The sequence below is a fragment of the Marinactinospora thermotolerans DSM 45154 genome (assembly GCF_900167435.1).
GTDB lineage: Bacteria > Actinomycetota > Actinomycetes > Streptosporangiales > Streptosporangiaceae > Marinactinospora > Marinactinospora thermotolerans.
This window is the reverse complement of sequence record NZ_FUWS01000004.1, coordinates 377871-404448: the sequence shown is the minus strand read 5'-3', so window position 1 is coordinate 404448 and position 26578 is coordinate 377871. Positions and strand designations below refer to the sequence as shown.

General features: G+C 73.0%; 29 protein-coding genes. 12 read left to right on the top strand and 17 right to left on the bottom strand.

Translation table 11 applies throughout. The features are described from left to right. Positions 1 to 14: 14 nt before the first annotated feature. Together B5D66_RS09695 and B5D66_RS26315 are read right to left on the bottom strand one after the other, a co-directional pair. Positions 15 to 557, bottom strand: a complete 543-nt coding sequence (locus tag B5D66_RS09695; protein WP_268805292.1) for an SDR family NAD(P)-dependent oxidoreductase — start codon at positions 555 to 557, stop codon at positions 15 to 17. Further along, positions 482 to 787, bottom strand: a complete 306-nt coding sequence (locus B5D66_RS26315) for an SDR family NAD(P)-dependent oxidoreductase (RefSeq protein ID WP_268805289.1) — start codon at positions 785 to 787, stop codon at positions 482 to 484. The genes B5D66_RS09695 and B5D66_RS26315 overlap by 76 nt, the downstream gene beginning before the upstream one ends. A gap of 158 nt (positions 788 to 945) precedes the next feature. Between B5D66_RS26315 and B5D66_RS26055 the strand changes: the two genes are divergently transcribed. Then, positions 946 to 1824 carry a hypothetical protein gene (locus tag B5D66_RS26055; RefSeq protein ID WP_235000891.1) on the top strand — a complete coding sequence of 293 codons (879 nt, stop codon included), beginning with the start codon at positions 946 to 948 and terminating at the stop codon, positions 1822 to 1824. Positions 1825 to 1929: 105 nt separating this feature from the next. Here the strand turns inward: B5D66_RS26055 and B5D66_RS09685 are convergent, their stop codons facing one another. Together B5D66_RS09685 and B5D66_RS09680 are read right to left on the bottom strand one after the other, a co-directional pair. After that, positions 1930 to 2199 carry a hypothetical protein gene (locus B5D66_RS09685; RefSeq protein ID WP_144390054.1) on the bottom strand — a complete coding sequence of 90 codons (270 nt, stop codon included), beginning with the start codon at positions 2197 to 2199 and terminating at the stop codon, positions 1930 to 1932. Next, positions 2135 to 2377 carry a hypothetical protein gene (locus B5D66_RS09680; protein WP_078761310.1) on the bottom strand — a complete coding sequence of 81 codons (243 nt, stop codon included), beginning with the start codon at positions 2375 to 2377 and terminating at the stop codon, positions 2135 to 2137. The genes B5D66_RS09685 and B5D66_RS09680 overlap by 65 nt, the downstream gene beginning before the upstream one ends. 210 nt (positions 2378 to 2587) lie before the next feature. Between B5D66_RS09680 and B5D66_RS09675 the strand changes: the two genes are divergently transcribed. The 3 genes from B5D66_RS09675 to B5D66_RS09670 all read left to right on the top strand — a co-directional run bounded on the left by B5D66_RS09675 (position 2588) and on the right by B5D66_RS09670 (position 4606). Beyond that, entirely contained in the window at positions 2588 to 3061 is a 474-nt protein-coding gene (locus B5D66_RS09675; protein ID WP_078761309.1) for a carboxymuconolactone decarboxylase family protein, read from the top strand. 424 nt (positions 3062 to 3485) lie between these two features. Further along, complete coding sequence (locus tag B5D66_RS25440; RefSeq protein WP_159457247.1) at positions 3486 to 3653, top strand: hypothetical protein; 168 nt, start codon at positions 3486 to 3488, stop codon at positions 3651 to 3653. A gap of 53 nt (positions 3654 to 3706) precedes the next feature. Next, positions 3707 to 4606, top strand: a complete 900-nt coding sequence (locus B5D66_RS09670; protein WP_078761308.1) for an alpha/beta fold hydrolase — start codon at positions 3707 to 3709, stop codon at positions 4604 to 4606. A gap of 463 nt (positions 4607 to 5069) precedes the next feature. Here B5D66_RS09670 and B5D66_RS09665 read toward each other — a convergent pair whose 3' ends face one another. Then, positions 5070 to 5735 carry a DUF5701 family protein gene (locus B5D66_RS09665; RefSeq protein WP_078761307.1) on the bottom strand — a complete coding sequence of 222 codons (666 nt, stop codon included), beginning with the start codon at positions 5733 to 5735 and terminating at the stop codon, positions 5070 to 5072. Positions 5736 to 5833: 98 nt separating this feature from the next. On the opposite strand from B5D66_RS09665, the gene B5D66_RS09660 reads away from it, so the two are divergent. Both B5D66_RS09660 and B5D66_RS09655 read left to right on the top strand, forming a co-directional pair. Then, a complete protein-coding gene (locus tag B5D66_RS09660) occupies positions 5834 to 6553 on the top strand; it encodes a TetR/AcrR family transcriptional regulator (protein WP_078761306.1) in 720 nt (239 codons plus the stop codon). Between the two features lie 265 nt (positions 6554 to 6818). Further along, positions 6819 to 8063: a cytochrome P450 family protein gene (locus tag B5D66_RS09655; RefSeq protein ID WP_078761305.1), complete on the top strand. Its 1245-nt coding sequence runs from the start codon at positions 6819 to 6821 to the stop codon at positions 8061 to 8063. A 16-nt stretch (positions 8064 to 8079) separates the two neighbouring features. Here B5D66_RS09655 and B5D66_RS09650 read toward each other — a convergent pair whose 3' ends face one another. From B5D66_RS09650 to B5D66_RS09615, 8 genes are all read right to left on the bottom strand, one after another. Beyond that, on the bottom strand, positions 8080 to 9513 hold the full coding sequence (locus B5D66_RS09650) for an FAD-dependent oxidoreductase (RefSeq protein WP_078761304.1): 1434 nt from the start codon (positions 9511 to 9513) through the stop codon (positions 8080 to 8082). Continuing rightward, positions 9510 to 11597 (bottom strand): molybdopterin oxidoreductase family protein, encoded by a 2088-nt coding sequence (locus tag B5D66_RS09645; RefSeq protein WP_078761303.1) that lies wholly within the window; start codon positions 11595 to 11597, stop codon positions 9510 to 9512. Before B5D66_RS09645 ends, B5D66_RS09650 begins: the two co-directional genes overlap by 4 nt. Beyond that, a complete protein-coding gene (locus tag B5D66_RS09640) occupies positions 11594 to 12961 on the bottom strand; it encodes an MFS transporter (RefSeq protein ID WP_078761302.1) in 1368 nt (455 codons plus the stop codon). Before B5D66_RS09640 ends, B5D66_RS09645 begins: the two co-directional genes overlap by 4 nt. 374 nt (positions 12962 to 13335) lie before the next feature. Then, a complete protein-coding gene (locus B5D66_RS09635; RefSeq protein ID WP_078761301.1) occupies positions 13336 to 13875 on the bottom strand; it encodes a GNAT family N-acetyltransferase in 540 nt (179 codons plus the stop codon). Between the two features lie 333 nt (positions 13876 to 14208). Then, positions 14209 to 15102: a metal ABC transporter permease gene (locus B5D66_RS09630; RefSeq protein ID WP_078761300.1), complete on the bottom strand. Its 894-nt coding sequence runs from the start codon at positions 15100 to 15102 to the stop codon at positions 14209 to 14211. Beyond that, positions 15102 to 15869 carry a metal ABC transporter ATP-binding protein gene (locus tag B5D66_RS09625; protein WP_078761299.1) on the bottom strand — a complete coding sequence of 256 codons (768 nt, stop codon included), beginning with the start codon at positions 15867 to 15869 and terminating at the stop codon, positions 15102 to 15104. Before B5D66_RS09625 ends, B5D66_RS09630 begins: the two co-directional genes overlap by 1 nt. After that, complete coding sequence (locus tag B5D66_RS09620) at positions 15866 to 16822, bottom strand: metal ABC transporter substrate-binding protein (protein WP_078761298.1); 957 nt, start codon at positions 16820 to 16822, stop codon at positions 15866 to 15868. Before B5D66_RS09620 ends, B5D66_RS09625 begins: the two co-directional genes overlap by 4 nt. A gap of 101 nt (positions 16823 to 16923) precedes the next feature. Next, positions 16924 to 17613: a metal-dependent transcriptional regulator gene (locus tag B5D66_RS09615; protein ID WP_078761297.1), complete on the bottom strand. Its 690-nt coding sequence runs from the start codon at positions 17611 to 17613 to the stop codon at positions 16924 to 16926. A 372-nt stretch (positions 17614 to 17985) separates the two neighbouring features. Between B5D66_RS09615 and B5D66_RS09610 the strand changes: the two genes are divergently transcribed. Together B5D66_RS09610 and B5D66_RS09605 are read left to right on the top strand one after the other, a co-directional pair. Then, complete coding sequence (locus B5D66_RS09610) at positions 17986 to 18543, top strand: hypothetical protein (RefSeq protein ID WP_078761296.1); 558 nt, start codon at positions 17986 to 17988, stop codon at positions 18541 to 18543. After that, positions 18540 to 18800 carry a hypothetical protein gene (locus tag B5D66_RS09605; RefSeq protein ID WP_078761295.1) on the top strand — a complete coding sequence of 87 codons (261 nt, stop codon included), beginning with the start codon at positions 18540 to 18542 and terminating at the stop codon, positions 18798 to 18800. The genes B5D66_RS09610 and B5D66_RS09605 overlap by 4 nt, the downstream gene beginning before the upstream one ends. 36 nt (positions 18801 to 18836) lie before the next feature. On the opposite strand, the gene B5D66_RS09600 is transcribed toward B5D66_RS09605, so the two are convergent. Then, positions 18837 to 20492 carry an FUSC family protein gene (locus tag B5D66_RS09600; protein WP_078761294.1) on the bottom strand — a complete coding sequence of 552 codons (1656 nt, stop codon included), beginning with the start codon at positions 20490 to 20492 and terminating at the stop codon, positions 18837 to 18839. 42 nt (positions 20493 to 20534) lie between these two features. Here B5D66_RS09600 and B5D66_RS09595 point away from each other — a divergent pair, with 42 nt between their 5' ends. Continuing rightward, positions 20535 to 21029 carry a MarR family winged helix-turn-helix transcriptional regulator gene (locus B5D66_RS09595; protein WP_078761293.1) on the top strand — a complete coding sequence of 165 codons (495 nt, stop codon included), beginning with the start codon at positions 20535 to 20537 and terminating at the stop codon, positions 21027 to 21029. A 22-nt stretch (positions 21030 to 21051) separates the two neighbouring features. Here B5D66_RS09595 and pabB read toward each other — a convergent pair whose 3' ends face one another. Further along, the gene (gene pabB / locus B5D66_RS09590; protein WP_078761292.1) at positions 21052 to 23211 is read right to left on the bottom strand and encodes an aminodeoxychorismate synthase component I; all 2160 of its coding nucleotides are present in this window, start codon (positions 23209 to 23211) and stop codon (positions 21052 to 21054) included. 144 nt (positions 23212 to 23355) lie between these two features. Here pabB and B5D66_RS09585 point away from each other — a divergent pair, with 144 nt between their 5' ends. Next, positions 23356 to 23973 (top strand): DsbA family protein, encoded by a 618-nt coding sequence (locus B5D66_RS09585; protein ID WP_327308224.1) that lies wholly within the window; start codon positions 23356 to 23358, stop codon positions 23971 to 23973. 42 nt (positions 23974 to 24015) lie between these two features. On the opposite strand, the gene B5D66_RS09580 is transcribed toward B5D66_RS09585, so the two are convergent. Beyond that, on the bottom strand, positions 24016 to 24519 hold the full coding sequence (locus B5D66_RS09580) for a hypothetical protein (protein ID WP_078761291.1): 504 nt from the start codon (positions 24517 to 24519) through the stop codon (positions 24016 to 24018). 87 nt (positions 24520 to 24606) lie between these two features. Further along, a complete protein-coding gene (locus B5D66_RS09575; protein ID WP_078761290.1) occupies positions 24607 to 25272 on the bottom strand; it encodes an excalibur calcium-binding domain-containing protein in 666 nt (221 codons plus the stop codon). A gap of 186 nt (positions 25273 to 25458) precedes the next feature. On the opposite strand from B5D66_RS09575, the gene B5D66_RS09570 reads away from it, so the two are divergent. Next, a complete protein-coding gene (locus B5D66_RS09570) occupies positions 25459 to 26094 on the top strand; it encodes a VOC family protein (RefSeq protein ID WP_078761289.1) in 636 nt (211 codons plus the stop codon). Positions 26095 to 26343: 249 nt separating this feature from the next. Further along, positions 26344 to 26559, top strand: coding sequence for a hypothetical protein (locus B5D66_RS09565; protein ID WP_078761288.1), 216 nt, complete (start codon positions 26344 to 26346; stop codon positions 26557 to 26559). Positions 26560 to 26578 lie beyond the last annotated feature (19 nt).

Here is a 26578-nt window from a genome sequence, read left to right as displayed (position 1 = left end):
CAGCATCCAGGGCGTCACAGGGCGTGGCCGCCGGCGACCTGGAGCACCTGGCCGGTGACCCAGCGGGCCTGACGTGAGGCGAGGAAGACCACGGCGTCGGCGATGTCGTCGGGTTCGCCGACACGTCCCAGGGGGACGATCGCGCGGACCTCCTCGATCGCCTCCGGTCCGATCCAACCGGTCTGGACCGGGCCGGGGGCGACCGCGTTGACCCTGATCCCCGAGGAAGCCAGGTCCAGTGCCGCGGCGCGGGTGAACGCCTCCAGGGCCGCCTTGGAGGTGCCGTAGCCGATCTGGCCGGGGAAGGCCCGGGCGGCGTCGGTGGACACGTTGACCACGCACGCCCCCTCCTCGGGGGCGCGTCGGGCGAGCTCGGCGGTGAGCAGCGCGGGGGCGATGGCGTTGACCCGGTAGTGGCGCTCCAGACCGTCCGCGGTGAGCGCGTCCACGGTGTCGGGGCTCTCGCAGTGGGCGGCGTTGTTCACCAGCACCCGCACCGGTCCCAGCCGCTCCCCGACCGCCTCGAACAGCCGGCGGGGCGCGTCGGCCTCGGACAGGTCGGCCGCGACCGCGATCCCGCCCAGTTCGGCGGCCAGCGCGTGGGCGTCCTCCGCCTCGGGGAAGACGTGCTCCCAGCGAACCCCGCGCGGGGGCGCGGGGGCGTGGCCAGGTGGTGGACGGCGACCTTGGCCCCTTGGGCGGCGAAGGCCCGCGCGATGGCCGCGCCGATCCCTCCGGCGGCTCCGGTCACCAAGACGACGCTTCCCGAAAGTCCCGTGTCGATCATGGCCGCAGCCTGGCGCATCCGACCGGCGAGGGGCAACGGGATAACCGGGTGGGCCCGGAGGGAGAAAACGGGTGGGCCGTGTCGGAGTCGGGCACTACCGTCGGGGTCGTCCCGTGTGGCACACGGTGCCGCGCCGCCCCCCGGAGGGAGAGAGACAGATGGCCTTCGAGAACGGTCTCGCCGCGGCCCGCCCGCTACGAGGTGTGCACGTCGACCACGAGCGGCGTTCCCCGGCGGGGTGGGCTCGGATCGAGTTCGTCATCGACTTCGATCCCCTGCCCTCGGGCGAGGACGAGCGGCTGCACCTTCGGATGGGCGCGGACTCCGCAGGCGGGCACCCGCTCGCGGACAGGCTGGCCACGGCCCTGAAACGGGAGATGTACGACATCTGGTGGAACGAGGTCCTGCCCTGCCCCGTCCACGCCGTGCTGCGGCACTGCGCGTGGGAGGAGGAGGGGGCCGACCGCGCCTTCCTCGGCACCCTCACCGACATCGCGGCCCGGCTCGCCGTGGAGGAGGCGGTGCGGGCGCTACGCGAGGAGCGGCCACCGCGTCCGGTGGGACGCCGTCGGGTGGCACCGCCCCCGCCGTTGCCCCGGGCCGTCCACGGCGTGCACGTCCGCCATGTCATTCAGACGGCCTGCCCCGCGGAGGTCGCCCTGGCCTGGGCCGACATGCTCCCCTTGGCGGCCGGGGCCGACAGCGAGTACCAGTTCGTCGTGGACCTGCCGGAGGGGCGACGGTCCAGGGGCGGCCCGCTCCCCGCCGAGTTCGCCGAGGCGTTCGGAGCGGGCGTGTTCGAGGCGTGGGAGCGGGTCGGGGCCGGCCGGCCCCCCTACGCGGCCCGGGTGGTGTTGCGCGACGCCGCCTGGCACGAGTACGACTCCCACACGCGCTCCTTCCACCGGGCCGGGGCCATGGCCGGGATGGAGACGCTGCGCTGTATCGAGGAGGGGCGGGAACCGCGCCCGGTCGGACGCGGCGCGCGCAGGCGGCTCAGCGGGGGCGATTCCGGATCGGGGACGTCGCCCCGCTGAGCCGCCCGCGCGGCCGGCCGCGTCCCCGGCCCGACCGCGCGGTGCGCGGGCGGCAGGTCGTCTCGGGGAGCCCGCCCAACGCCCCTCCGCTTCGCCCCGGCGCGCTCACGGGAGGGGGCAGTGGCGGGGGCGTACGGCGACCACCCGCACGTGGTCGAGGTAGAGGGTCACCACCGCCTCGGCCGAGTCGGTGAGCACCACACCGTGGAAGGGCAGCGGGCCGATACCGCCGGGCAGGTAGGGGTCGACGACCGTCATCGGATCGGCGGCCCCGGCCAGGTCCAAGAGCACCTCCGACAGCGCGGCCCGGTCAGGGGGCGCCAGCGCCCGGATCTGCCTCTGGGCCAGAGGCTCGAACGTGACCGGCCGTATCACCCTCGTCCTCTCCGTCGTCGAACAGGGCCGACCACTGTCGCCGCCACTCCTCGGGGTCGGTGGCGTGGATCGTGACCGACCCGGCGGGCGCGGAGGCGCCGCGGACCAGCCGGCCGTAGGAGGCGTCCACGGCCTGGGCCAGCTCGGCGTCGCTGATGCGGTGTTCGGATGCGCTCATGTGCGGCCTCCTCACGCTGCGTTGCTCCCCCACTGTACGCACTCCCGCCCGGCGCCGCCGAGTCCTCCTCGGTCATCGATTCCCCCGAATCCGTCCGGGCGGATTCGGGGAGAAGGGCGGTGAGACGCGCGTCACTTTCACCCCTGTCACATCTCACCGGGCTACGTCGTCATCGGTATGTCATCACCGGCAAGGGCAGAGGAGCCCACCATGAAAGCTCGCTTGAACCTCTTCGACAACCCGAACTCGGCCAAGATCACGAAGTACCTCTCCTCGGCGAACAGGGTGCTCTCGGAGTCGACCCTGCCGGCCTCGACGCAGGAACTGGTGAAGATCCGCGCCAGCCAGATCAACGGCTGCGGATTCTGCACCGACATGCACACCAAGGAGGCCGCGCACGCCGGGGAGACCTCGCTACGTCTCAACCTGGTCGCGGCCTGGCGGGAGGCCGAGGTCTTCACCGACGCCGAACGCGCCGCCCTGGAGCTGGTGGAGCAGGGCACCCGCATCGCCGACGCCGCCGGTGGCGTCACGGACGAGGCGTGGGCTGATGCCGCCGCGCACTACGACGAGGACCAGCTCGCCGCCCTGGTGGCGCTCATCGCCCTCATCAACGCCTTCAACCGCCTGAACGTCATCGTCCGGCAGCCCGCCGGCGACTACCAGATCGGGCAGTTCGGGTAGCGGACACGGCCGGGCGGCACAGCGGACACCGCCCCGTGACCGGCCGGGAGGCGGCGGGGCGCCAGGGGCGTCCCGCCGCCTCCCGGCGCGCTCGGCCGGCGCCCCGGCCAAGCGCGCCGAGACGCCGCGGCGAGGGCGGGGCGCGAAGAAACCCGGGCGAGGGGGCCGCAGGGTCAGGCGCTTCACCCGGGCCCGCCTCTCCCCTTCCCCGGCAGGCGGGCGACGGGACACCGCCCGAGGAGGACGTCGCCGTCACGGCGCGCTCATGGGGCCGCGGCACGCGGGGGCGGACTCCGCCGTTGCCGCGATCCGGTGGGGCGCGGCCGGAAGACGAGGATGGCCGGATCCCGCCACATCGTGGTCACCTCCCGTCCCCTCTGCTATGGCAGGGTGTGAGGCGTCATCTCCGCCTGAAAGGGGCGTCATGTTCGACATCGCGGTCACGGCCGTCATCGTGGTGCTCCTCGTGGGCTTCCTCGTGGTTCTCATCGGGGGCCTGCGCGGCCGGAGCCGGAACGCCGGCGACGGCGTTCCCGTCTTCGGTGCCGACCACGGCGGCTCCGACGGGAGCGGGGGAGGCGACGCCTCCTAAAGCCGTGTCCGGCCCGTGGTCTCACCCCGGGAACAGGAAGGGAAGAGGAGAGGATGAGCGAGGCGCGCACGTGTCGTGTCGTCGCCGGTGACGGCCTGCCGCTCCACGTCCGCTGTCAGGGGGACCCGCAGGCTCCCACGGTCGTCTGCGTCCACGGATACCCCGACGACTCCACGCTGTGGGACGGCGTGGCCGGGCTCCTGCGCGACCGCTACCACGTCGTCGCCTACGACGTCCGGGGAGCGGGCCGCTCCCCGGCCCCACGCGAGCGCAACGGATACCACCTGGACCGCCTCGCCGAGGACCTGCTCCGAGTCGCCGACACGGTGAGCCCCGACCGGCCCGTCCACGTCCTGGCGCACGATTGGGGATCGATCCAGTCCTGGCACGCCGTGACCGAGGAGCACGCCCACCACCGGTTCGCCTCGTTCACCTCGGTGTCGGGGCCCTGCCTGGACCATGTCGCCCACTGGATGCGCGCGCAAGCGCGCGGGGGGCTCCACGCCCGATGGGAGCTGGCCGTGCAGCGGCTCCTGTCCGGCTACATCGTCTTTTTCCACCTGAGGCCGTTGCCCGAACTCGCCTGGCTGACCGGGATCGGCGGCCCGGTCCTGTCCCTGCTGGAGCGGGTCGGCGAGCACGAGGCCCCCTCGCACGGGCGGGCGCTGCGCGACCTGCTCAATGGGCTGGGGTTGTACCGCGCGAACGTGCGCGAGCGCCTGCGCGCCCCGCAGGAACGGCGTACCCCCGTCCTGGTCCAGGTGCTCGCCCCGGCGCACGACGTCTTCGTCACCGCCGCGATGCAGGGCGCCGTGCGGCGGTGGGCGCCGAACTCCCGTGTCGTGCGCGTCCCCGGAGGCCATTGGATGCCGCGCGCCCGTCCCGAGGTCGTCGCCCGCCACACGATCGACCTCGTCTCCTCCGTCGAGGCGGGCAGGGGCGTGGGCGGCTGAGCCCGCTCTTTCCGGGGCCGGCCGTGGGGCGGGGCGGCCGTCCCGATCGATGCCGGCTGCGCACCGGTGGGGGCGCTGCCCCCTCGGACGGGCCTCAACATCCCGCCCGTCGCCGGTGTGAGCGCCATGGCGCGGGGGCCGTGACGCGGGCCGGCGCCGCGATCCGGCGGGCGGCGGCGAAGGCCACCGTCTGGACCTCCCTGTTCGGTATCGGCTTCATCGTGACGGCCACCTGCACGCTCCCGGCCCGTGGCCCGACACGCCTGAGACGCCGCCTCCGCGCTGCTGGGCGGGAGGTTCCTGCTTCGGGTGCCCTGGTGTCGCCGCTGACGGGACCTTCGGCGCGAAGGGCGGCCCCAGGGCCGTCATCATGCCGGTCGCCCCGCCCCCGGCGGAAGGACATCCGCCCGCTGAGGGGGTTCCGCCGCGCCCCGGCTCCCCGGCCGGGGCGCGGAAGAGCGCCTCAGGCCGCGGCGCGCCGCGCGGCCGATGCCATGCCGAGCCAGGTGTGCGGGTTGCCCGCCCAGCACCAGCCCAGCTTGGGCGCCCGTTGACTGATCCAGATCGCGGGTACCCGACGGTCGCCGCACCGGGATCCGGCCAGGGAGAAGCAGCGGTTCTTCTCCAGGGCGTCGGGATGGTGGGTGACCAGGGCGATGCCCTCTTCGATGGTCAGCGTGCTGCGGCCCCGCTGGGCGATGGTGGCCATGGCGTCCTCGGGAACGGCGCCGCAGAACTCCTCGCCGCGCTCCACGTCGAACAGCAGGTAGGCGCGCTCGTCCGGTGGCCGCGTCGCGTCGGTGGGGACGAACCGTTCGATGGCACCGGGTTCGTAGAGGCGGTCGACGAAGCCGGCCTTGGAGCCGCGGGCCAGCGTGGTGCGCGACATCGCCCACTCGATGGGCGCGAGGGCGCGGGTGAGGACCACGACGAACGGCGCGCGTCCCGGGGCGGGCGGGCGCAGGGACGCGCCGTGGGCGACGGCGGTGGCGCGCAGGGGGGCGAGCAGGGCGGTGAACGCCTCCGTGTCGAGCCCCGCGGCCTCGGGGTATCCCTTGGCGATGAGCGTGTCCACCTGACGGTCGAATTCGGCGCCGGCGTCGAACTCCGACGGGGGTCGTTCTTGCATGGTCGGTCCTCCCTCTCGTCTCCGGTCGCGAAGGCGTCCGCCTCGCTCTCGGCCGGCGAAACCTAGCCTCGGTACATATTTCGTGTCAACATATTTTTATGTCCGACCCAGGAAAACGCGATGGGGGGCGCGGCGGTTCCCGGCCCGGCGCAACGGCCGGCCTGCGCGAACAGAAGAAGAGGCAGACCCGGCAGGCCATCTCCGATACCGCCACCCGCATGTTCGTCGAACGGGGCTTCGAGAACGTGACGATCGCCGAGATCGCCGCCGCGGCCCAGGTCGCCAAGATGACGGTCACCAACTACTTCCCGCGCAAGGAGGATCTGGCCCTCGACCTGGGCGAGCAGTTCACCTCGGGGCTCGCCCGCGCCGTCGCCGAACGCGCTCCCGGCGAGTCCGCGCTGGACGCGCTGCACCGGTCCTTCCTCGCCGCCGTCGCCCGCCGCGACCCGGTCATCGGTTTCGCCGGCCCCGAGTTCACCCGCATGGTCGTCGACAGCCCCACCCTCATGGCGCGGCTGCGCGACTTCCACGACATCCGGGAGAACGCCCTGGCCGAGGCCCTGGCCGCCACGACGGGCACCGCCGGCGACGTCACCCCGCGCGCCGCGGCGGCCTTGCTGGCGGCGGCCCATCGGGTGCTGTTCGAGGAGACCGTCCGGCTCACCCTGCAAGGCCGCGGAGCCGACCGGATCGCCGCCGAGCTCACCAACGCGGCAGAGCGGATATTCGGTCTGCTGCGTCCCGCCCTGGGCGACTACGCCGTTCTCGACGGGGCGCGGGAGCGGCCGGGCCAGGGCGACGAACGCCGGTCCTGACGGGAATGTAACCGTCAGGGGCGCGGCTTCCTGTTCCTCCTCGTTTCTCCGCTTCGCCCACAACCGGGGTTCGGGATCCGTCCCAACCGGTCCACCAGCGGCCTCCCGCCCGTCCCCGCTTCCCGACCGCGCGCCATTGCCCCGGACCTGTGCCCGACGTAGAAACGGGGAAGCGTGCCGTCGGCACGGCCGTCCCTCCCGGCGAGGCGCGGCCGGCCACGCGCGCGTTCCACGGCACACGAGAACACCCCCTCCGGAGGCTCCGATGGACGCCGTCCCCCTCTCCCGCTGTCCCGTACTCGACCCCACCGCCACCGCGCCGCACGAGGAGGCCGCCGGGCTCCGCGCGCGGGGCCCGGCCGTACGGGTGGAGCTGCCCGGAGGGGTCATCGCCTGGTCGGTCACCCGGTACGACGTCATCAGGGCGCTCACCGCCGACCCCCGGGTCTCCCGCGACCCCTACCGGCACTGGCCCGGGCGGGCTCATGTGCCCGAGGGCTGGGCGCTGAGGACGGTCGCCCTGCAACGCAGCTTCGTCAACGCCTACGGCTCACAGCACCACGAGCGGCGTCGCCGCGTCTCCGTCTCCTTCTCGCCGCGAAGGGTCGAGGCGATGCGCCCACGCGTCCAGGCCACGTCCGAGGCCCTGGTCGACGGGATGGCCCGGCTCGCGCCGGGCGAGCGGACCGATCTGCGCCAGGCGCTGTCCCGCCCGCTCACCGTCACCGTCATCTGCGACCTGTTCGGCGTTCCCGAGGCGATGCGCGAACGCATCGCCGGCGGCGTCGACGCCATCCTCGACACCGCCGCCTCCCCCGAGCGCGCCCGGGCCAACCACGCCGAGCTCCAGGCCGGACTCATCGAGCTGCTGCGCCACAAGCGTCGCCACCCGGGCCCCGACCTCGTCGGCGACCTCCTCGCGCCGCACGGGGACGCCGGTCCCCTGCCGGAGCAGGAGGTGATCGACACCCTCTTCCTCATGCTCGGCGCCGGGTTCGAGACCGCGGTCAACCTCATCACCAGCGCCGTCCACGCCCTGCTGGCCCACCCCCGCCACGTGGACCTGGTGCGCGGGGGCGTCATCGGCTGGAACGACGTCATCGAGGAGACCCTGCGCCACGAGGGACCGGTGATGCACCTGCCGCTGCGCTACGCGGTGGAGGACATCGACCTGGGCGAGGGCGTCCTCATCCGCGGGGGCGACCCGATCCTCCTCGCCTTCGCCGCGGCGGGACGCGACCCGGCCGTGCACCCCACCGCCCCCGACGAGTTCGACCCCACCCGCGCCGACAAGCGGCACCTGGCCTTCGGCCACGGGACGCACTTCTGCCTGGGCGCCCACCTCGCCCGGTTGGAGACCGACATCGCCCTTCGGACGCTCTTCGGCCGCCTGCCCGCCGTCGCGCTCGCCGACCCCGGCCGACCGCCGGCCCGGGTCGCCTCCTTCATGGTCAACGGCCCCGACGAGCTGATCGTGGTCCCCCACCCGGTCACGGACAGGGCGGGGTGAGCGCGCCCGGCCCCCGCTACACCGCCGCGGGACTGCCCTGGTTCCAGGCCGCCAACAGCGCGTCGACGTCACGGGTACAGCCCCCGCAGCCGGTGGTGGCGCGGGTCCGCTCGGCGACGGCCTCGCGGGTGCGCGCGCCGTCGAGCCAGGCCCCTTCCAACCGGTCACGGTCGACCCCGTTGCACCGGCACACCAGGGCCGGGCCGGCGCCGTCGGGGCCCGGTTCGGGCGCGGTGCGGCCCAGCAGCAGTGAAATCCGGTCGGCGGGCACCGGGGCGCCCTGGTCGTAGAGCTGGATGATCGCCGCCGCGGCGTCGGGGAAGCCGAGCAGGATCGCGCCGGCCACCCGCTCGTCGCGCACGACGAGCTTGGCGTAGCGGCCCGCGTGGGCGTCGCAGATCGTGACGGTGTGGGTGGTGTCGTTCTCCTCCGCGGTGGCCTCCCCCAGGCAGGCCAGCTCGATCCCCTCGGCCTTGAGCCGGGTGACCGGGCGCGTCCCCCGGTAGCGGGCCTCGGGCGCGGTCCCGGTGAGCAGGTCGGCCAGGACCGCGGCCTGCTCCCAGCCGGGCTGGACCAGTCCCCCGCCGCCCGAGGGGTGGCGGGCGCAGTCCCCGATGGCGTGGACGCGCGGATCGCTGGTGGTCAGCAGGTCGTCGACGACGACGCCGTGGTCCACGGCGATCCCCGCGGCTTCGGCCAGGCCCGTGCGCGGCCGCACCCCGGCGGTGACGACCAGCGCGTCGCCGGGCAGCACCCGCCCGTCGTCCAGCTCCAGCCCGGTTCCCGGGATCCACCGCGCGGCGACGCGCCAGGAGTGCACGCTCACCCCCAACGCGGTGAACCGCGCGCCGAGGATCCGCGCCGCCGCCCGATCCAGTTGGCGGCGCATCAACCACGGGGAGGACTCCACCAGCGAGACCCGAACCCCCCGCTCGGTCAGGGCGCGGGCGGCCTCCAGCCCGAGCACGCCTCCGCCCAGGACGACGACGGGCGACCCGGGACCGGTCAGCTCCATCAACCGGCGGCAGTCGGCCAGGTCGCGCAGCGCGGTCACCCCCGCGGCCGGTGTCCCGTCGTCCCGGGTCAGACCCGACACCGGTGGGAAGGCGGCCTGGGCGCCGGTGGCCAGCACCAGCTCGTCGTAGCCCAGCGTGGAACCGTCGTCGAGACGGACGCTGCGGCCGGCGGTGTCGAGCGCGGTGGCCGACACGCCGGACCGCGCCTCCACCGCCGTGGAGGCGACCGAGGCGAGGGCCAGGTCCGCCTCCTCCAGCCTGCCGTTGAGCAGGTCGGGGAGCAGGATCCGGTTGTAGGGGACCCCGGGCTCGGCCCCCACGACGGTCAGCCGGACTCGTTCGCCGTCGGGATCGCGGCGCGCCACCTCCTCCACGAATCGGGCCCCTACCATCCCGTGTCCGACGACGACGATGTGGCGCGGTTGCCGGTTCATCGGCTGACCTCCTCCTGGAACGGCGCCTCCGGCTCCAGCCGGACCGCGCACACCTTGAACTCCGGCATCCTGCTCGTCGGGTCCAACGCCGGGTTGGTCACCAGGTTGGCGCGCTGGTCACCGGCGAAGTGAAAGGGCAGGAAGACGGTGTCGAGACGGGCGTCGGGACGGCAGCGCACGCGGGCGACCGCGCTACCGCGCCGGGACCTGACACGCGCCCAGTCCCCCTCGGCCAGGCCGCTGCGCGCGGCGGTGTCGGGGTGCACCTCGACGTAGGACTCGGGTTCGGCCGCGGCCAGTTCGCCGACGCGGCGCGTCTGGGCCCCCGACTGGTAGTGGGCGAGCAGCCGTCCGGTCGTGGCGACGAGGGGGTAGTCGGTGTCGGTGGTCTCGGCCGGATCGCGGTGGGCGACCGCGACGAAGCGGGCCCGGCCGTCGGGGTGGGCGAAGGAGTCCAGGAACAGCCGTGGCGCGGTGGAACCGTCCTCGGGGCAGGGCCAGTGCAGGGCCTCTCCCGCCTCCAGCCGCTCGGGCGTGACGCCGGAGTAGTCGGCCGCGCCGCCCGCGGATGCGGCGCGTAGTTCGGCGAGCACCGCGTCGGGGTCCGTGGGAAACGCCTCGGCCGGGCGGCCCAGGCGCACCGCCAGGCCGTGCAGTACCTCGAGGTCGCTGCGCACCCCCGGGGGAGGGGGAACGGCCCGGCGTCGGCGCAGGACCCGCCCCTCCAGGTTCGTCATCGTGCCGCTCTCCTCGGCCCACTGGGTGACCGGAAAGACCACATCGGCCATCGCCGCGGTTTCGGACAATACGAAGTCGGCTACGACCAGCAGTTCCAGGCCGGAGAGCCGGTTTCGGACACGGCCGGCATCGGGGGCCGATACCACCGGGTTGGATCCGAACAGCAGCAACGCGCGCGGTCCGTCGGCGCCGCCCAGCGCGTCCAGCAGCTCGAAGGCGCTGCGTCCCGGGCCGGGCAGGTCCGCGGCCTCCACGCCCCACACGCCCGCGACGTGCTCGCGCGCCGCCGGATCGTCGATCCGGCGGTAGCCGGGAAGCTGGTCGGCCTTCTGCCCGTGTTCGCGCCCGCCCTGGCCGTTGCCCTGTCCGGTGAGACAGCCGTACCCGGATCCGCGCCGGCCGGGCAGGCCCAGCGCGAGCGCCAGGTTGATCCAGGCCGAGACGGTGTCGGTGCCCTTGGCGTGCTGCTCGGTGCCGCGCCCGGACAGGATGTAGGCGCCGGAGGCGGCGCCCAGCAGCCGGGCCGCGGCGCGGATGTCGGCCGCGGGCACACCGGTGGCGCGCTCGGCCTGTTCGGGCCACCAGGCCGCCGCGTGCGCCCACGTCTCGGCGAAGCCGGTGGTGCGTTCGGCGATGTAGTCGTCGTCGAGCAGCCCCTGCTCGCGGGCGGCGTGCAACAGGCCCAGCGCCAGCGCGAGATCGGTGCCCGGCCGTGGCGCCAGGTGGAGGCCGCCGTTGGCGAGCGCGTGTTCGGCGGTGGCGCTGCGCCGCGGATCGACGACGACGAGCCGGGCGCCGCTGAGGTGGCCCATCAGGGGCGGCATCGTCTCGGCGACGTTCGCGCCGGCCAGCAGGATCGTCTCGGCCCCGGCGAGGTCGGTGACCGGGAACGGCAGTCCCCGGTCCAGGCCGAAGGCGCGCATCCCCGCGGCGGCGGCGGAGGACATGCAGAACCGGCCGTTGTAGTCGATCTGCGAGGTGCCCAGCGCGGTCCGGGCGAACTTTCCGAGCAGGTAGCTCTTCTCGTTGGTCAGGCCGCCCCCGCCGAACACCGCCACCGCGTCGGCGCCGTGGCTCCCGCGCAGCCCGCGCAGGCGGGAGGCCACGTGGTCCAGCGCGGTCCCCCAGTCCACCGGCCGCAGCTCCGCGTCCTTGCGCGGCCGCAGCAACGGCGAGGTGAGGCGGTCGGGGGCGCTCAACAGCTCGCCGGCGCTCCACCCCTTGCGGCACAGCCCGCCCCGGTTCGTGGGGAAGGGCGCGGGACGGGTCGTGTATCCGCCGTCGGGCGTGGGCTCCACCCGCATGGCGCACTGGAGGGCGCAGTAGGGGCAGTGGGTGGCGGTCACGACGCGGCCCGCTCGGTCGTGCGCGCCGGGCGGCGCAGGTAGACCAGGGAGGTGACGAGGATGCAGACGAGGTAGAACCCGAGGAAGGCGACGAAGGCCGGGGTGGCGCTGCCGGCCGAGGCGAACGCCTCGCGGAACACCAGGTTGATCGCGACCCCGCCCAACGCCCCGACCGCGCCGGCGATCCCCAGCAGCGCCCCCGACAGCCGCTTGGCCTCGGCCATGGCGGTCTCGCGCTCCTCGCCCTCGGCGATACGGTCCTCGGCGCGCGCGGCGAAGATCGACGGGATCATCTTGTAGGTCGACCCGTTGCCGATCCCGGTGAGCAGGAACAGCGGGATGAAGCCCAACAGGAACAACGGCAGGGACTGCTGCACCGAGGCCATGATGATCAGGCCGGTGCCCAGCGCCATCGCGACGAACGTCCACAGGGTGATGCGCCCTCCCCCGAAGCGGTCGGCCAGCCGGCCTCCCACCGGGCGCGACAACGAACCCAGCAACGGGCCCAGGAAGGTGATCGCGGCGGCCTCCAGCGGGGTGCGGTCGAACTGGTTCTGCAACACCAGGCCGAAGGCGAACCCATAACCGATGAAGGAGCCGAACGTACCGATGTAGAGGAAGGACATGATCCAGGCGTGGCGGTTGCGGCACACCGCGATCTGGGCCGAGACATCGGAGCGCGCCCCGGCCAGGTTGTCCATGAAACGCCAGGACATCCAGCAGGCCAGCAGGATCAGGGGGAGGTAGAGCAGGGGGACGTAGGCGCCGTTGGCGACGGTGAACAGGCCGATCACGGCCAGTCCCACGAGCTGGATGGCGGGAACGCCGATGTTGCCGCCGCCGGCGTTGAGCCCCAGCGCCCACCCCTTGTGGCGCTCGGGGAAGAAGAAGTTGATGTTGGCCATGGAGGAGGCGAAGTTACCGCCGCCCAGGCCGGCGGTCGCGGCCAACAGCGCGAACACCGCGAAGGGGGTCTCGGGACGCTGGATCAGCACCACCGCCAGGACCGTCGGCAAGAGCAGCGCCGCCACCGACACCAGCGTCCAGTTGCGTCCGCCGAACCTGGCCACCGCCAGCGTGTAGGGCACGCGCAGCACCGCGCCGACGAGGGTCACGAGGGAGACCAACAGGAACTTCTGCTCGGCGGAGTAGGCGAACCCGTTCTCCGGCGTCATGAACAGGACGAGCACCGACCACAGGCTCCACACGGAGAAGCCCAGGTGCTCGGCGAAGATCGACACCCACAGGTTGCGGTTGGCCACGCGGCGCCCGCCGGCCTGCCAGAACCCTTCGTCCTCGGGGTCCCAGTGGGTGATCCAGCGTCCGCCCGAGCGGGGTGGGTCCGTCACGGTTTCGGGGGCCACGTTCGAGCCTTCCTGCTCAACGGGAGGGGTTCCGTCGAGAAGACTAGAGACTGCTGGTTGCCGTGATGTGACCTCTCGTAACACCCGTGAAACAGCGCTCTCACACGAAGGGGCGGGCCGCGGTGAGGACGGTCGTGGAAGGGCCAGGTCAGCCCCGTCGGGGGGCGGACCTCCCCGCCGCCCTCACGGCGTGGGCCGCCACCCCGACCAGCTTTACCGGTGATCTACGTCACATCGACGGGTTCGCTGTGGGGTCCACCGTCGGGGCGGGAACGAAAGGGCATCGAAGCGGTCCGGCGCACCATGTGCCGGTGTGGGGCACGCCGAACGGGGCGGCGGCTTCTCCAGGACCGCGGCAAAGCGCCGCCGTGGGCTCAGGTGGCCTCGGTCCACACCAGTTCGCCGTCGGCGTGGCGGTCGGTGCGGCGCAGTCCGCAGTTGCGGGCCACCGCCTCCGAAGCCAGGTTGTCGGGGTGGATGTGCGCGGTGACGGGACGGACCCCGCGCGCGTGCAGCCAGGCGATCAGGCCCCGCGCGGCTTCGGAGGCGAACCCGCGTCCCTGCCAGGGGACGCCCACCATCCAGGCGATGACCGCGCCGAGCCCGCCGGGCACCGGCCCGATGGTGGCCTGCACGGTCCCCACGGCCGTGCCGGTACCGTCGCGGACCACCCAGTTGCACCAGGAGATCCCCGGCTCCGCGGAACCGGCCACCAACCGTTCGTAACGCTGTCGCAGCTCCACGGGGCTCGGCGGTCGCCCACCGATGTGCTCGTACAGAGCGGGATCGGCGAGCGCGCCCGCCATTTCCTCGGCGTCCTCGACCCGCAACGGCTCCATCCGCAGCCGCCGGGTCGTGAACGGCTCCGTCCGCACGATGGTGACGCGCCTGCGCGGGCCGGGTCGTGTCTCCATGCCGGTAACTGTGACGCAGGAGCGGCCCCGCGGACAAGGGACCCGCCCGGTGGGGCCGGGATGCCTCCTGCGCCGATCGCGGGGAACGGCCTGCGGTGGGGGCAAGGTGCCAGGCGGCGAGCCGCGGCCCGGGTCCGAGGAAGGCGACTCGCCGTAGGCGAGGTCATACGGGAGACAACGGTCCCGTCCGCCGTCCGGACAGCGCGTCACCCGGCGATCGACCGGTCCGCTGCCGCGTTGGCGGGACATCTCCCGCCCTCACCAGCGTGGCCCGGTCCATCGGCGGACCGGGCCACACGCCTTTCCGGCGGGGTGGCGCTTCGCGGGTGGTGCTCAGGAGGGCGCGCCGGCCCGGGGCGCCTCACCGCGCGCCACCACGGCGCGCGTGCGCAGCCGGCGCCCCAGCACCCCGTGCCGCGGCGCGAACAGGTAGGCCAGGCCGAACGCGGCGGCCTGGGTCACGACGATCGCGCCGCCGGTGGCGACGTTGAAATGGAAGCTGGCGTAGGTGCCCAGCACCGACGCGGCCACCGACACCGCGACCGAGATCGCCAGCATCCGTTCGAAGCGGTCGGTGAGCAGATAGGCGGTCGCGCCGGGGATGATGACCATGGCGACCACCAGGATCACGCCCACGGCCTGCAACGCGATGACGACCGTCACCGACAGCAGCCCCAGCAACAGCGCCTCCAAGCGGCGCGGGCTGAGCCCGATCGCGTGGGCGTGCACCCGGTCGAACGCGAACAGCGTCAGGTCGCGGTGCTTGACCGCCACGACGACCAGCGTCACCAGCGCCATGACCAGGATCTGGGCGATCTCGGCGTCGGAGACCCCGAGCACGTTGCCGAAGAGGATGTGCATCAGGTCGGTCTCGCTGGGGATCTTCGAGATGAGCACCACCCCGGCCCCGAACATCGCGGTGAACACGATTCCGATCACCGCGTCCTCCTTGACCCGCGAGGTCCTGTTGACGACGCCGATCAGCGCCACCGAGCCCGCCCCGAACACCAGCGCGCCCGCCGCGAAGGGGAGACCGAACAGGTAGGACAGCACCACCCCGGGCAGCACCGCGTGGGACACGGCGTCACCGAGCAGGGACCAGCCGATCAGGGTCAGCCAGCACGACAGCACCGCGCACACCCCGCCGGCCACCACGGCGACCAGCAGGGCCCGCCGCATGAACTCGAACTGGAAGGGGACGGTGAACCAGTCCAGCAACGCCTCCATCACGCGACCTCCCGCACCGGACGGCCCTCGATGCCGAACGTCTCCAGCAGCCGTTGCGGGGTCAGCACCTCCTCGGGGGAGCCGTGGGCGACCACGCGGCGTTGCAGCAGCGCCACCTCGTCGCACAGCTCCGGGACCCCGGCCAGGTCGTGGGTGGACACCACCAGGGTGTGCCCCGCGTCGCGCATGGCGCGCAGCACCTCCACGATGGTGGCCTCCGAGCGCTTGTCCACGCCGGCGAACGGTTCGTCGAGCAGGAAGACCCGCGCCCCCTGGGCGATGCCGCGGGCGACGAAGGCGCGTTTGCGCTGCCCACCCGACAGGGCGCCGATCTGGCGGTCGGCGAGGTCGGACAGGTGGGTGCGTTCCAGCGCGTCGGCGACCGCCGCCCGGTCGGCGGCGCGGGGCCGGCGGGTGATGCCCATGTGGCCGTAGCGGCCCATCATCACCACGTCGGCCACGCGCACGGGGAAGGCCCAGTCGACCTGTTCGGACTGAGGGACGTAGCCGATCAGGCCGCGCTTGCGGGCGGCGGTCGGCGTCAACCCGTGCACCAGGACCCGCCCGCGGGCCGGCGTGATCATCCCGGTCACCGTTTTGAACAGGGTGGACTTGCCCGACCCGTTGGCGCCGACCAGACCGCAGACACGTCCCTGCGCGATGGCGAGGTCTACACCGTCCAGGGCGAGCACGTCGCCGTAGCCGACGCCGACGCCCTCCACCCGTACCGCGGGCTCCCGGTCGAGCTCGGCCCCTTCCTGGCTCATGCGGTCTCCTCCGTGCTCTCCGAGGCGGTCAGGCCGGCCACGATCGTCTCGGCGTCGTGGCGCAGCAGGTCGAGGTAGGTCGGTACCGGCCCGTCGGCGTCCGACAGCGAGTCGACGTAGAGGGAGCCCCCGAATTCCGCGCCGGTCTCGCGGGCGACCTGGCGCTGCGCGCCGTCGTTGACCGTGCTCTCGCAGAAGACCGCGGGGACCTCGTTGTCCCTGACGAAGGAGACGACCGCGGCGATCTGCTGCGGGGTCCCCTCGGAGTCGGCGTTGACCGGCCAGAGGTAGCGCTCTTGGAGACCGGCGTCGCGGGCGAGGTAGGAGAACGCGCCCTCGCAGGTCACCAGGGCGCGCCGGTGGTGCGGCAGGGCGGAGAGCTCCTCGGTGAGGAAGGTGTCGATCTCGCCGATCTCGGCCTTGTAGGTCTCGGCGTTGGCCGTGTAGGTCTCGGCGTTGGCCGGGTCGATCTCGCCGAGCGCCGTGGCGATGTTGTCGACGTAGATCAGGGCGTTGGCGGGTGACATCCAGGCGTGTGGATTGGCCTGCCCCCGGTAGGAGCCGGATGAGATGGGGATGGTCTCGACGCCGTCGCTGAGCGTGGCGGAGGGGGCGTCCACCTGGTCGGTGAACTGCTCGAACCATCGTTCCAGGCCGAGGCCGTTGTCCAGGATGAGGTCGGCCCCCTGGCCGCGTACGAGGTCGTCGGGGGTGGGTTCGTACTCGTGGATCTCGGCGCCGGGGCGGGTGATCGACTCGACCGTGACCCCCTCCCCCGCGACGTTGCGGGCCATGTCGGCCAGGACGGTGAAAGTGGTGAGGACCTTGAGCTCGCCGTCGTCGGCGCTGTCGGAGGAGGCGCCGGAGCACGCGGCGCAGGAGAGGAGCGCGGAGGCGAGGGAGGTGGCGGCCGCGACGCGGGTGAAGGCCGGCCAATCTCTGATGTTCGGCACGCCTAACTAATTACCACATGGGTCCCCAACAAACGTTTCTGACCGTTTTTGCACCTTCTAGGGGGATACTCGCTTACCGCGGGAGGGGGCGGGCCGCGCGCTCAGGAGAAGGGGGTGATCCACAGCGCCTCGGCCGCGCCCAGCCCCAGCGACTGGTCACGGGTGTCCCCCGGCTGGCCCAGACGGACGATCAACGGCCCCCCGAAGGGCTGACGTTCGACCACCTCGATGCGCAACCCGATGCCGATGCCCTGCTCGGCGAGGAAGCGCAGCAGCTCGGGGTCGGAGTCGTTGACCCGGACGATCACGCCGGAGGTGCCGCTTTGGGCCTGGGACAACAGTCGGACCTCGCGCTCGACGACCTGACCGTCGCGGGTGGGGATGGGATCCCCGTGCGGGTCCACCGTCGGATCGCCGAGACGGTCGGCGACGCGGTCCACGAACTGGTCGGAGACGACGTGCTCCAGGATCTCGGCCTCGTCGTGGACCTCGTCCCAGGAGTAGCCGAGCGCCTCGACGAGGTACAGCTCGATCAGCCGGTGGCGGCGCAGCACCGCCAGCGCGAGCTTGTCGCCGGTGGGGGTGAGCCGGACGTCACCGTAGCGCTGGTGGTCGACCAGGCCGAGGTCGCCGAGCTTGCGCAGCATGCCCGAGACGGAGGAGTTGGACACGGTCAGCCGTTCGGCCACGCGCGAGATGGTCACCGGTCCCGAACCGCGCTCCTGAAGGTCATAGATGGCCTTCACATAGTCCTCGACCGAGGTGGAAGGCCGGTCGGATGCTGTCCCCATGAGCGATACCGTACGCCACCACGCCGACCGAAGCGGATTCCGTCGTCTTTCCGGCCAGGATCCGTCGGAGGAACACCGAGCGGGGATTCCCGCCCCGTCGGGGCCGCCCCTCACGTCGTGAAGTCCGCCACTTCGAAGGCGCGGGGAGGCGTGCCCGGGGACCTCTTCCGCCTCAGGTTCGGGGGAGGTACGCCATCTGGACGGCGGGAGTGGGAAAATCTGCTGTTTGTGACTCAAGCCATCCGCCGCTCGCCCTCCCCGGCGCCCGCTGTCGCCCCCCGCGTCCCCCGGGCGAACACGCGCGTCGAGTGTGGTCCGCATCCGCCCGGGGTCATCCCCATCCCCAACGACGGACGTCGTCACCTGGGCCGTATGGAGCGGGTGCTGCACCGTCAGTGGCCGGAGGGGACGATCCCCTCGCAGACCGTCCTCGACAACATCAACGCGCTGGCCAACCTGCCCTTCCACATCGCCGACCGGGTGATCGACGAGGTCGAGGCGATCTACGTCGGCGAGGGGTCGATCGTCGAACTGGACGGCATGGGCGTGCTGCGGGGACGGCTCACCTACCCCGAGGGGCCCCACTCGCGGCCTTTCGAGCGCCTGGCCGGGATCTACCGCTACGGTGTGGTCGCGTTGGGCAGCCTGCCGCACGAGTCCATCTCCCTTGTCCTGCACGAGGTGGGGCACGTGCTCGACATCGCCGACCGGATGATGTCGGAGACGCGCGAATGGCGCGACCTGCACCGGGCGTGCGTCGCCCGGCTGTGCGAGCCCTACTGGCACATCCGCCACGAGTGGTGGGCCGAGGCGTTCGCGCTGACCGCCGGCGACGGCTTCGAGGTCCTCACCGACCTACTGGCCGGGGACACCCGGCTCGCCTACGATGTGACCAGCTACTTCCAGGACCACTACGGGGTGATGCAGTGACACCGGTCGTCGCGATCCGCTATCCCGACGGGACGATCCGCGTTCCGGTCAGCCACTCCGACGCCGCCGGGCCGGTGTTCGCCTGCGGCACCGACGTGCTCAGACCCGGCGACGACGGATACGACTACTACGCCGCGCGCGCGGTTCCCGCCGGCGACCACGACGAACGCCGCCGCCGCGACCCGGCCCGGGCCGCCCGGCTGAAGGCGGAGTTCAAACGGCGCTACGCGCGCGAGCACGCCCGCCGTTCGGCCTGACCCGCCCGCCGACACGGCACCGGCGGGCGGCCGGGATCAGCGCGCGGGGAACTCCGAGGGGACCCGCGCGGGCACGGCCAGCAGTTCGTAGGCGGCGTGTTCGGCGGCGGTGACCTCCTCGGCGGAGAAGCCCGCGGTCCACGGCTCTCCGCCGGCGACCATGTGCGCCTCGCGCAGCGCGATGACCGCGCGCGCCAGCCGGTCCAGGGCCGGACCTGCCTCCCGGGGCGTCCGTTCCAGGGCCAGGCGGGCTCGCGCCTCCGCGGCCCGGCACTCCACCAGCGCGGCGCGCAGCCGTCGCGTGGTGCCCGGATCCACCAGGACGATGCTGACGACCACCCCGATCAGCGCGCCGACCACCGTCGCCAGGACGCGCTCGGTCACCGCGCCGTCGGCGGGGTGGGCGAGCTGGGTGATGGCGAGGGTGAGCGGGGTGGCGAAGAGGATCGCGAACGCGTAGTTGGTGAGGATGAGCAGCTCCGCCCCGAGCTGGCAGAGCACGATCACCGCGAGCAGGGCCGCCGGTCCGGGGTCGAAGCCGAAGATCACCACGGCGAGCCCGGCGCCGAGCAGGGTGCCGGCGACCCGCTGGATCGTGCGGTGCCAGGTCGTGGTGACGTTCACGGTCTGGAGTACGGCGCTGGCCGAGACCAGCGCCCAGTAGGCGTGGTCGAAGCCCAGGGCGATGCCGGCGAGGCCGGCGACCAGGGACGCCGCGCCCACCCGGGTGGCGCCGGGCAGGAACTGGGAGAGCCGGTGCGCGGGGCCGCCCGCGGCCGGTCCCGCGGCCACCTGCTGGGCGCGGGAACGCAGTTCGGCGTGCTCGGTATCGGTGCTGGTGACCTCGGGGACGCGGCGCAGCCGGGTACGCCAGGCGAGGTCGCGCAGCTCGGCGGCCGTGTCCGTGGGCACCTGCTCCGCGGGGACGTGCAGCAGCGTCTCGGCCCGCGCGGTGAGCGCCTCCAGCCCGCGGACCGTCTCCGATCCCGCCGCGACCGAGCCGTCCCCCAGCACCAGCCAGGAACGCTGTACCGCCAGGTGCGCCTGGTGGCGGGCGGCGGGCCGGGCCGTGTCCGAGGCGGTGAGAAGGGTCGCGACGGCGACGAGCGCGCGGGCGGTGGCCAGGCGCTGGGGCGCGGTCCGGTGCAGCAGCCGTCCCGCCATCGACACGCACCAGCACAGCAGGGCCGAGGCCGCGGTGGTGCCGACCACCAGCGGAAGGGCCGCCCAGGTCTGCGGCGCGTAGGCCGCCGCCCCCGCGGCGAACACGAACATCAGCCCGGCGGGCGGACCGAAGGAGAGGGTGTCGGCGGCGAACTTGGCGAGCGCGGCCACCAGGGCGATGACGGCGATCTTGGCGATCCCGTTGGCGGTGAGCAGGGAGGTCAGCGCCCCGACCAGCACGCACAGGGTCAGGCCGGCGCCGACCGTCGCCAGGACACGGGCCCGCCGGCCGTAGGGGGTGTCGCGGCAGTACAGTGCGGTGAATGAACCGAGGGGCGCATAGGGGGCGAGGTCGAGACGGCCCAGCGCGAACGTCACCGCGAGCGGGATCGCCACGCACAGCCCGATGCGTAACGACGGGACGACGACGCCGCCGAAGACCACGCGCAGCCGTAGCGCGTCGCGGGGGCTCAGGGAACGCAGCAGGCGGGTCAGGGGGCCGGGGCGCTTCGACGGTAAGTCATTCATAGATAAACTATTTTAAAGTGATTTACGAGTGAAGGAATCGTGATGAGCGACACCGTGGCACGCTTCTCGGCGCAGTGGCGTGAGCGGCGCCCCGACCTCGACTACTCCGGCATGGAGGTGGTCGGCCGGGTCATCCGGTTGACCGCGCTCATCTCCCAGATCATCGACGGTCCCCTCGCCGAGGCCGGGCTCTCCCGACCGGAGTTCGAGGTCCTCAGCGCGTTGCGCCGGACCGGCCAGGGGCTGCGCCCCAGCCAGCTCACCCGCGAGACGCTCTCCTCTGGCGCGGCCACCACCAAGCGCCTGGCCCGCCTGGAGGGCGAGGGCCTGGTCACCCGCACCACCTCCACCCGCGACCGTCGCGAGGTCGACGTCCACCTCACCGACGCGGGACGCGCGCTGGTGGACCGCCTCCTCCCCCAGCGCCTGCGCGCCGAGGCGGAGCTGCTGGAATCGCTCTCCCCCGAGGAACGCCGCCACCTCGGCGCCCTGCTGGCCAAGGTCCTCTCCCCCTTGGAGGGCGCCCCCAGGGCCTGACCCGCCACAGGGAGCGCCGGGCTCAGGCCGGCGCGCGCCCGGCGTCCGCCCCGCCGGGAACTCCACGCAACGGGACCGCGGCCTTGAGCAGCATCTCGGCGTACTCCTGCGCCGGATCGGAGTCCAGTACGATCGCGCCCCCCGCGCCGATCTCCAACTCCCCTCCCCGGCGCACCGCGGAGCGGATGACGACGGACAGGTCGGCGGTGCCGTTGTGGGACAGGTAGCCCAGCGCACCCGAGTACACGCCGCGCGCCGAGGACTCCAGCGCGTCGATGATCTCCATCGTGCGCTCCTTCGGCGCCCCCGTCATCGACCCGGCGGGGAAGCAGGCGCGCACCGCGTCGACGGGGTGAACGTCGTCGCGCAACCGGCCCCGGATCGTGGAGATCAACTGGTGCACGGTCGCGAAGGAGCGGGTGTACATGAACTCCGGGACCTCGACGCTGCCCACCTCGCACACCCGCCCCAGGTCGTTGCGGAGCAGGTCCACGATCATCAGGTTCTCGGCGCGGGTCTTCGGGTCGGTGCGCAGGGCGTCGCGTGTCCGCGCGTCCGTCGCCGGGTCGTCGTGACGTGGCGCCGTCCCCTTGATGGGACGGCTGTCGGCGACGCCGTCGGGGCCGATACGCAGGAAGCGCTCCGGCGAGGCGCTGTACACGCTCACCTCGCCCAGGCGCAGCAGCGCCGCGTAGGGGGCGGGGCTGTGCCGGCGCAACCTCCGATAAAAGTCCAGGTCCCCGTCGGGTGCGGGCAGCCGCAACCGGTTGGTCAGGCAGATCTCGTAGCTCTCCCCCGCCGCGAGCCGGGCCTGGCACTCCTTGACATCGACCAGGTATCCCTCGCGGTCGCGTTCCAGCAGCGCCTGGGGATCGAGGGGCGCGTCGGGGGCGGGCGCCGCGGGAACGGACGGCAGGGCCGCGATCGCGGCGGCGGTGCGCTCGATCCAGGCGGTGGCGCCCGGCCCGCGCGCGACCAGGTGGGTACGGCCCTCCACGTGGTCCACGACGACGAGGCGGTCGCAGCGCAGCCACACCGCGTCGGGCACCGCCGAGCGATGGGCGAGGACCCCACCGCAGTGGGCCTTCAGCTCGTAACCGAAATAGCCGACGTAGCCGCCGGCGAAGTCGAAGGGGAGCCCCGGCACCGGCTGAGGGCGGCGGGCGACGCGCCGGCGCAGCGCGTCGAAGATCGTCCCCTCCTCTTCGTGTTCGGCGCCGTCGCCCGCGCGCACGCGCACCACGCCCTCGTCCACCCGGTAGGTCAGCACCTCGCCCTCGGGGCCGCTCGCGTCGCCGAGGAAGGAGAAACGCGCGGTCTCTCCGAGCAGACCACTGTCGAGCCAGAAGGCGTGTTCCCGTTCGGCGTAGAGGTGGCCGAAAACCGCCTCGGGGTCCACCGCGGCCAGAAGGCGGTGTGCCACGGGTTGCGGACGCGCGGCGGCTGCCCTGGTTTCGGACCGACGTGTCGGTGATTTCCGCAGGTCAAGAGGGGTGGAGAGAGGGGTGAGGAGAGGAGAACGGGTTTCGGACAGGTGGGTCTCTGCGGCGTCGTCCCGGGTTTCGGTCACCCGAGCCCGGCCGGTTCCACGGCCATCCCGCCGGGCCGCCGACGCGAGGTCCCGGAAGTTGGCGACCAGCGCGCGGCCGTACTCGCCGTCCACCGACTCCGGATGGAACTGCACCCCCCACCGTGGGAGCGATCGGTGGCGCAGGCCCATGACGACCCCGTCCTCGGCCCGGGCCGTCACCGCCAGGACCGGCGGCGGAGGTTCGGACACGCACAGGGAGTGGTAGCGCACAACGGTGAAGTCCTGGGGCAGGCCGGCGAACAGGTCCGTGCCGTCGTGGCGCACCCGGCTGCGATGGCCGTGGCGCGGCGTGGGGGCCGCCGTCACCTCGGCGCCCGCGGCGTGCGCGATGGCCTGGTGTCCCAGGCACACCCCCAGCAGCGGAAGGGACGGGTCGGCCAGCAGGCGGGGGATCCGGCCGACGTCACGGGCGTTGCGGGGATGCCCCGGCCCCGGCGAGATCACCGCCGCGTCGAAGGAATCGAGCGCGAGATCCGGCCAGCGGGGATCGTCGTTGGACACCACGACCGGAGGCGCGCCGACGACCTCGGCGATCAGGTGGAACAGGTTGAAGGTGTAGGAGTCGTGGTTGTCCACGAGCAGGACGCGCATGCACCTCTCGTTTCCGGCCAGAGGGGAAGTTCCAGGTTATGGCGCACCAAAACTCCTCGAACAACGGCTTCCTCCGTGAAGGCCGTCTCATGCCATACTCCGCGGCACAAGGCGCGCCGTTTCGGCGCGCGCAGAGGAGGACGGATGCCGACGTGGCCGGCGGACTTCTGGTTCGACCCCTCCTGCCCCTACACCTGGATCACCTCCCGCTGGCTCGTGGAGGTCACCCGGGTACGGCCGGTGAAGATCGTCTGGCGGGTGATGAGCCTGTCGGTTCTCAACGAGGGGCGCGACGACGATCCCGAGGGCGACCCCGAGGGCTACCTGTGGGTTCCCGCGCGCATCTGCGCCGCCGTGCGGACCGAATACGGACACGAGCGCTGGGGCGCCTCTACACGGCGATGTGGGCGCCTGAGAACACCGGCGACGACTGGCTCGGCGATCTGCACCGGGCCCTGGACACGGCCGGACTGCCCCGGGAGCTCGCCGGTCGGCGTGGGCACCGCCTACGACCCGGCGCTGCGCGCCTCCCACGAGGAGGGCGTCACGCTGCTGGGAGGGCGCTCGGGCACCCCGATCACCGCCGCGACCTCGCCCGAGGGAGAGCGCACCGTGTTCTTCGGTCCGATCCTCTCCCGCGTCCCCCGGGGCGAGGACGCCGCCAGGCTGTGGGACGGGACGCTGCTGGTGGCCGCGACCGCGGGATTCCACCGGTTGAAAGGTCTCCCGCGCGAGGATCCCGACATCGCCGGCACAGGCTGAGCCGGCGGAGGGCCCGTCCGCACGACTCCCGCGGCGCCCCGGTCACGAGGCGAGATAGTCCAACGCGAAGCCGAGGAAGAACAACGGGACGGCGACCGCTCGCATGACCTGCTCCGCCTGCCGGGTGGACAACAGGCGCCCCAGCCCGGCGATCACCGGCCCGATGAACAGCACGAACCCCGATGCCAGCACGATCAGGACGAGCAGGAACCCCACCCACACCGCGACCCGGACACCCAAGGGCAGCCCCTCCAGGGACTGGGAGATGGGACGCATCAACGCCGCGGTGAGCAGGGCGAAACCCGCCGATGAGATGGTCATGCCCAGGACGGCGCTGTTGTCCTCGTCCTGGTCGCGCATCCGATCTCCCCAGGCGACGAGGCGCTCCGGCCCGATCAGGTCCAAGATGATGGTGCAGCCCGCCACGAACGACAGCAGCTTTCCGATCCGGCCCAACCAGATCACGGATACCCCGTGCAGGGAGTGGTCGGTGAGCTGACGCCCCGACCACCACAACTCCCACGCCTCGACGAGGGGCAGATCCATGACGGCACCGTAGGAGGCGGCAGAGGGCCCCGGGACGACCGCCCCCGACCGCCAGGCAGCTCCCGGGCTCTGACGGCCCGACGGGGGTCAGCTGTCACAGCCGACACCGTCGCCGTCCCGGTCCAGGTGGGGGGCGTAGCCCGGCTCGCCCGCGTGGACGGGGGCGGCGCCCGCGGCACGGGCCGCCGCGCAGTTCTCGTAGTACACCGCCGCGGGCTCCGGCTCCGTTTCCCGGGCGGGCGGCGGTTCGGGCGCCCGCGTGGTCTCCACTGTCACCGGCTCCGCCGGCTCCTCGGCCGGCGCGGGTTCGCGGTCGCGCTCCTCTTCCTCGGGGGCGGGCCGTGGCTGTGCGCCGTCCTCGGCCGGCCGCGAGGGCGCGGGGTCGCTCGGTGAGGCGGAGGGGGTCGGCGACGGGCTGGACGCCGACGCCGGTTCCCGCGCGGCCCGCTCCTCCTCCGCCTCGGGCGAGGAGGCGACCAAGGCCAGCACGGACAGGGCCGCGAGCAGCGCGAAGAACCCGTTGAGGCCGATCCCGGTCCAGGCCAGCCCGCCGCCGGAACGCTCGCCCCGCCGGACCTGGGCGAGCCCCAGGAAGCCGAGGATCAGCCCCACGAAGGGCGGGACGATCAGCGCGAACAGGCACAGGACGTTCGCCGCGCCGACGATGACCGAGGCGATCGCCGGCCCACTGCGCCGCCGCGGCGGTGGGAAGGGCGGGGCGGGCGGAGGAGGGAACGGGGAGGGAGATGCCACGTGATGCTCCTGAACATGAGAACGCCGTGGAACATTAGACCCTTTCGTCGCGACAAGATGCGGCTTGGCCGATATGGGACAAGAGGTGAGCCTGAGACATCATCACGCCGTGAAAGGCCCCTCACGGGTCCGAGGGCACCGGTACCGGACTCCCCGGCACAATGGACGTCTTGGAAAGGAAGGCCCATGCACTCCACCGCGGCGCCCGTGCTCGACCACCTCGTCTACGCCACCCCTGACCTGCCCGCGACGGTCGCGCAGTTCACCCGCGCCACCGGCGTCGTCCCGGCCGAGGGCGGGGCCCACCCGGGCTGGGGCACCCGTAACCACCTGGTGGCCCTGGACGACGGCGCCTACCTGGAGATCGTCGGCCCCGATCCGCGCCAGCCCGACCCCGAACACGCCCGGCCCTTCCGGGTCGACCGGCTCACGGCTCCCGCCGTCGTCACCTGGGCCGTACGCACCACCGACATCGACGCGGCCGTGCGGCGGGCGGAGGAACACGGCTACGCCCCCGGGCCGGTCCTGCCCATGAGCCGCACCACCCCCGACGGGAGGCTGCTGGAGTGGCGCCTGACCTCTCCTGAGGCCGCCCACCCCTCGGGGCTCGTGCCGTTCCTCATCGACTGGGGCACCACCCCGCATCCCGTCACCCTCGGACTGCCGCGGGTCGGACTGGCCGGTGTGGAACTGCGCGCCCCCGACCCCGCCGAGGTCGCGCCGCTGCTCGCCGCCCTGGACCTCGCGGTGCGGCCGGTGGTCGGCGAGACGGGGATCTCCGTCACCCTGGACACCCTCAACGGTCCGGTCGTGCTGTCCTGAGCCCGCCCCTTCCAAGGTGACGGCGCCCCGGTCGCTTCGGCGTGGAGGCGACGCGGTAGGGTCCGTTGCCGAGCGGTGCGCGCGCGGAGGGGCGCCGGCCGCCCTCTCCTGCCTGTTTCTGCCTGTTTCGCCGTCTCCCACGGCTGTCCATCGTCAGTGAGGCAGGGCACAATAGATCATCCACAATGACGAAATCCCCCCTGAGAGGCGCCTGTGCCCGAAATCCTTCCTTGGCACGTTCTCGTGCTCATGCACGCACCCGCGGACGCCGTCATCGCCGTCCGCCCCGACGGGTGGGTGCGCGTGACCCGGCGAGCCGACATCACGGCCGGTGAGGCCGTCGTGTACTCCCGGACCCGCTTCATCGCCGAGGGCATCGTGCCCGTTCCGTCGGCGTTGGAAGCCCTCACCGACCGGCTCACCAGCCGCGCCGCGCGGCTGGCCGAGCTGGAACTGGTCGCCTGAGGCCCCGGCCTCCTCACCT